The organism is Mycobacterium sp. TH-M15 (genome assembly GCF_057473705.1).
Genome location: NZ_JBYCLB010000153.1, coordinates 1 through 4,984, shown reverse-complemented (window position 1 = coordinate 4,984; position 4,984 = coordinate 1). Strand labels below are relative to the sequence as shown.

General features: G+C 69.8%; 5 protein-coding genes. 2 read left to right on the top strand and 3 right to left on the bottom strand.

Annotated features, from left to right (window positions below; all coding sequences use genetic code 11):
• Together AC2VNT_RS03710 and AC2VNT_RS03705 are read right to left on the bottom strand one after the other, a co-directional pair.
• On the bottom strand, nt 1-462 hold a 462-nt coding region (locus AC2VNT_RS03710; protein WP_486945570.1), incomplete at its 3' end, for a formate--tetrahydrofolate ligase.
• A 100-nt stretch (nt 463-562) separates the two neighbouring features.
• Nucleotides 563-1,360: a peptidoglycan recognition protein family protein gene (locus AC2VNT_RS03705; RefSeq protein WP_486945569.1), complete on the bottom strand. Its 798-nt coding sequence runs from the start codon at nt 1,358-1,360 to the stop codon at nt 563-565.
• Nucleotides 1,361-1,466: 106 nt separating this feature from the next.
• Between AC2VNT_RS03705 and AC2VNT_RS03700 the strand changes: the two genes are divergently transcribed.
• Entirely contained in the window at nt 1,467-2,645 is a 1,179-nt protein-coding gene (locus AC2VNT_RS03700; protein ID WP_486945568.1) for a DUF5995 family protein, read from the top strand.
• Nucleotides 2,642-3,295 carry a TetR/AcrR family transcriptional regulator gene (locus AC2VNT_RS03695; RefSeq protein WP_486945572.1) on the top strand — a complete coding sequence of 218 codons (654 nt, stop codon included), beginning with the start codon at nt 2,642-2,644 and terminating at the stop codon, nt 3,293-3,295. The genes AC2VNT_RS03700 and AC2VNT_RS03695 overlap by 4 nt, the downstream gene beginning before the upstream one ends.
• A gap of 9 nt (nt 3,296-3,304) precedes the next feature.
• Here the strand turns inward: AC2VNT_RS03695 and AC2VNT_RS03690 are convergent, their stop codons facing one another.
• Nucleotides 3,305-4,975, bottom strand: a complete 1,671-nt coding sequence (locus AC2VNT_RS03690; protein WP_486945571.1) for a serine/threonine-protein kinase PknH/PknJ — start codon at nt 4,973-4,975, stop codon at nt 3,305-3,307.
• Between the last annotated feature and the right edge of the window lie 9 nt (nt 4,976-4,984).

Below are 4,984 nucleotides of genomic sequence, written 5' to 3'. Positions count from 1 at the left end.
CGCGGCGACCGCGTGCAGGTCACCGGTGAGGTGCAGGTTGATGTCCTCCATCGGGACGATCTGGGCGTAGCCGGCGCCCGCCGCTCCGCCCTTCATGCCGAACACCGGGCCGATCGACGGTTCCCGGGTGCAGTACACCGCGTTCTTGCCGATCCGGCCGAGTCCCTGGGTGAGCGAGACCGCGGTGGTGGACTTGCCCTCGCCGAACTTGGTCGGCGTCATCCCGGTGACGTCGATCAGTTTGCCGTCCGGCTTCTCGCGCAGCCGCTCCAGCACCGACAGGTCCACCTTCGCCTTGTAGCGCCCGTACGGGTGCACCTCGTCGGTGTGCAGGCCGACCCGCTCGGCGATCTCGGTGATCGGGCGCAGGGTGGCTTCCTGTGCGATCTCCAGACTGCTTTTCATCGTGTCTTGCGTCCTTCCCGGGACCGTCGCCACCGCCGAGTTGACCGACTGGTTCACCCATCATCGTCTGACGGTGATCGTGCCTCAGCGGGGGAACCCGACGATGGTCGGCCACCCGGTAGCCGCGGCCGCAGCCGCTCGGTGGGTCCGTCCGGCGCTACCGATCCCCCGCTGCGATGTTCGCGACGATCCGCGCCGCCTCGGGGCCGCACACCAGGCTGAGGTCCACCGGTCCGACCGCCAGAATCGCGTCGACCCGGCGTCTGAGGTCGCCGGAGGTGATGTGCTGGTACAGGTTGGTGCCGGGGCAGTCGGTGGCCGCGGTGAAATCTCGGTGACTGGCGAGTGTGTCCGAACCGATGTGGAATGTCTGTGCGGCCCAGGCGAATACGATCGCGGCACCGTGAAGCTGCGCTTCCGGCACCGGCTCCTGGTCGAAATCCCCCTCGCAGAGCACCAGGAAGTGACCGGTCGGGTCGTAGTCGGTGGCGGTGTCGCCGACCAACTGCGGCGCGCGCAGCTCGAAGATGTTGCCGTTGTGGTCGACGCACGCGTGATATGCGATATCGATCCACCCGTGCTGATCCTGGTGGTAGTGCTGATGCTGTCGCAAGCGCGCGGCGATCTCGCGGTTGTCGGGGAGTGGCACCGCCGAGTGGTGCAGCGTCATCCGGGTGATGGTCTGCGTTACCCCGCCGGGCCGGGCGGAGAGCGCGCCCCAGGAATCTCGACACAACATGACGGCGGCGGTTCCGGTCGGCGGCGCGGCCGGCGGAGCAACCGTGGGGGTGCGGGCATCCACCGGGGCCACGGCCGGTGCCTCGGCGTCGTCGTACTGGTCGCCCGCCGATCTGAAACAGGAGCTGATCGCGGTCGCCAGCCCGGCGCCGCCGGCCAGCCAGAGCAGCCGTCGGCGACTGACCGATCCCCGGCGGTCGCCGTGCGGGACGTCCATGGCTGCCAGCGTAAGGAAATACCGCCACCGAAGACGGGCTATCGCGAATGGGCCGACCGGAGGGTTGACATCGCCGAGAAGAATATACAGGCTGTGTGTTTATGTATTGGCCCGCGACGCAAGCGTCGACCTGACCGTGGTCACCATGGCCTTGCGGCAGCAGGTCGCCGCGCCGGTGAACGTGGTGTGGGAGCTGCTCACCGACCCGCAGCGGATGAACACCTGGTCGACGGCCCGCATCGAGTTGGCCGACCCCGGTGACCGGCAACGCCCGGACGGAGTCGGCGCCCTGCGCCGGGTGTATCTGCCGCATGGCGGTGGACGGTTGACCGAGGTCGTGCACGCCGCAGAGCCGCCCCACTTCTTCGGCTACACGGTGGTGGGCGGGGCCGCGGCGCTGCGCGAACACACCGGCCGGATCGTCGTGCTGCCCGCCGGCGACGACGAAGCCCAGATCCGTTGGGACGTGGCGGTCCAGTTCGCGGTGCCCGGCCTCGATGTGCTGACGCAGTGCCTGATCGAAGGCGAGCTGCGTCGGTCCCTGCGTCGGCTGGCCGAACTGGCCCCCACCGCGGCGCCCGCCGGGCCGTTGCCCCCGCCGCGGCGTGTCGAGCAGCGTGACCTGCCGGCGCTGCACGACGTCGCCGAGGCGGTGCTGGCCGAGCAGCGGTCGATCGCCGACCGGTTGACCCGCGCCGATGACCCGAAGCAGTGGTTCGCCCGCGTCTACCAGTACGTCACCGAGGAGCAGCTGGCCAGCCTGTACTCCGGGCGGGTGGACAACCCGGAGTGGGTGCTGCGGCTGATTCCCCGGTTCCACGAGCTGTACCTGCGCAATCTGATCTCCTTCGAGCGCGGCGAGCCCACCGAGGAGCCGTGGCGCAAGGCGTGGGGACTGGCCGAGCGCGCCGGTGCGACCGGGTCCGCGAGTCAGCTGGGGAAAGCGCTGCTACTCGGCGTCGCCGCACACATCGAGGCGGACCTGCCGCGCGCCCTGCACGCCACCTATCGCGAACACTTCCGGGACCGCTGCGACTACGTGTATTTCCGCGCCGACTACCTGCGGATGGCCGACATCTTCCGGGTCGCCTCCGACCGGCTGATGGGCGACATGCCCCGACGGCACGTCCCGGTCTGGCTGCAGGCGGCGCGCACCGTGTTACCCCCGGAGCTGCGCGACCAGCTGATGCGCTCCTACTACGACACCCCGCGTCGGCGGATGGCCGCCTTCGACGCCGGCCGCGACCTGCTCGGCTCGGACCCGCAACCGATCGGTTCACGCTGAACCGCACCCCGCAGTCGGGCCGCGGCCGGGGACGCCCGCCCGGCTCCCACGTCGAGCCCGCACAGCGCCGCGACGACCTGCTCGACGCCGCCGAACGCAGCCTGCGGGCCGGCGGGCCGGGTCTGTCGCTGGTCGACGTCGCCCGCGAAGCCGGCCTGGCCCGAACGGCCATCTACGCGATGTTCCCCGACAAGGATGCGCTGGTCACCGAGCTCGCGCGCCGCCAGACGGAGCGGATCATCGGCCAGATCGCCACCGTGGTCGGGTCGGCCGGCGAACCGCGCGGCCAGACCCGGGCTGCCATCGACTGCCTGTGCCGGTGGGTCGACGAGGAGCCGAACGTCTCGGCCGCCCTGATCACCCACATCGGGGCGTCGTCGGCCTCCGCGGAGCTGGCGAACTGGCTGGAGACGGTGCTGTCGGCAGGGTTCAGTCAGCTCGGCGGCGAGATCCGGGCGGCCGGCCCGTGGGCGCGCGCGGTGGTCGGCGCGGTGTCGACGGCGGTGTTCTGGTGGGCCCGGGACCGGGTGATGAGCCGTGACGAGCTGGTCGATCACCTGACCGCGCTGATCTGGGGGGGCTTCTCCGGGGCTGGGGGCGACGGCTTGACGATGCCGATCCACGTGGACGGTTGGCACGCCGACGGATAGGGCGTGGCGCTATGACGGAATCTTCGCCTTGATCGCGTTGGCGATGTCCACCGCTTTGTTGGCGGGATCGATGCGACACACCAGCGTGTCGATGAGCAGATTGTTGTCGACCTCGACCGCTCGCTGGCACGCCAGCCCGCCACCCCCTTCCAGGGTGTACGTGATCGACATCATCTCGTCGGTTTTGGTCAGGTCGCCGAACATCCAGTATTGCGGGGTCGGTGGTTGGGGGAAGTTCACCGTGACCCGCGTTCCGGCACACTTCGACCAGGTATCGCTCTGGGTAGCCAATAGATTCTGCGCGTCGGTCGCGGTCGGCATGGCCACCACCGCCTGCGCCACCCGGTGGGTCGGTGCGGTGGGGGTGTTCTGCAGCACCTGGGCCTGGATCGCGACCCACCCGGTGTCTTTGTACGCGCTTACCTGAATCGCGAACAGTGCGCCGCTGCATTCCGTCTGCTCGACTCCCGTCGCGTCTTCGGACGGGCTCTGCAGCGGGGTGACGACCGGCATTCCGGTGACCCCCATCATGTTCGCAATCTCGACCGGGCTGAGCAGGAAGCCGGAGAGCGTTGCGGCGTTGACGATCGGCGGCCGCGTCTCGGTGGTGGTGGTCCTGGTCGTTGTCGTCGTCGTGCTGTCTGATCGGACCGTCGGCGGACCGTTGGTGCGATGAGAGAGAAAAACCAGTCCACCGGCGGCTCCGGCGGCCAGCAGCGCCACCCCGGCCAGAGCCGCGATACGTTTCGCGCGGCGACGGCGCGGTTCGGCAGGCAACGACGGTGCGCCGAGTGTCGGTGTGGCGGTATTCGATCCGCGGCGCGGCGGCGCCCCGCCGTGGGCCGGCTGCCGCAGGGCGGCCTGTGCCGCGGCGCTGAGTTCGGCTGCGGTGGCGAACCGCGCGGCCGGATCCTTGGCCATCGCCCTGGCGATCACCGCGTCCATCGCCGGCGACAGCCAGGGCGCCTGGTCGGTGACGCGCGGCGGCGGCTGGGCGATGTGCGCCATGATGGTGGCCGGCACGCCCTGCACGTCCTCGAACGGTGTCTTGCCGGTGAACATCCGAAACAGCGTGCAGCCCAACGAATACAGATCGGCGCGACCGTCGACGCGACGGCCGGACACCACCTCCGGGGCCGCGTAGGCGACGGTCGCGGTCATGCTTCCGCTGACGGTCAGGCTGACCTCGTCAAGAGCGCGGGCGATGCCGAAATCGCCGAGCAGCACCCGCTCGTCCGGGCCGGTCGTGTTCTCCAGCAGGAAGTTCGCCGGCTTGACGTCGCGGTGGATCACGCTGTGCCGGTGCGCGTAATCCAACGCCTTGCCGATCTCGGTGACGATGTGCACCGCCCGCTGCGGGCTCATCTGACCGCGCTGCACGGCCTCGTCGGCGTTGATCCCCTCGACGTACTGCATCGCGATCCACAGCTGCCCATCCTCGGTCTGACCGCGCCGGTAGATCGCCACGATGTTGGGGTGGCTCATCCGGGAGGCGACGTCGGCCTCGCGGATGAACCGGGACCGGAACTGATCGTCGCGGGAGAAGGAGCCGGAGAGCAGCTTGAGCGCGTCCAGGCGCGGCAGTTCGGGGTTGGCCACCAGGTAGACGGTGCCCATCCCGCCCGAGCCGAGCAGCCGTGGGACCAGGGTGCCGGCGAGAAACGAAACGAAACGAAGCACCCGGGAAAG

What these genes read in the sequence shown, in the direction of transcription:
- AC2VNT_RS03705 (WP_486945569.1), bottom strand. Translation starts at nt 1,360, where the DNA reads ATGGACGTCCCGCACGGCGACCGCCGGGGATCGGTCAGTCGCCGACGG.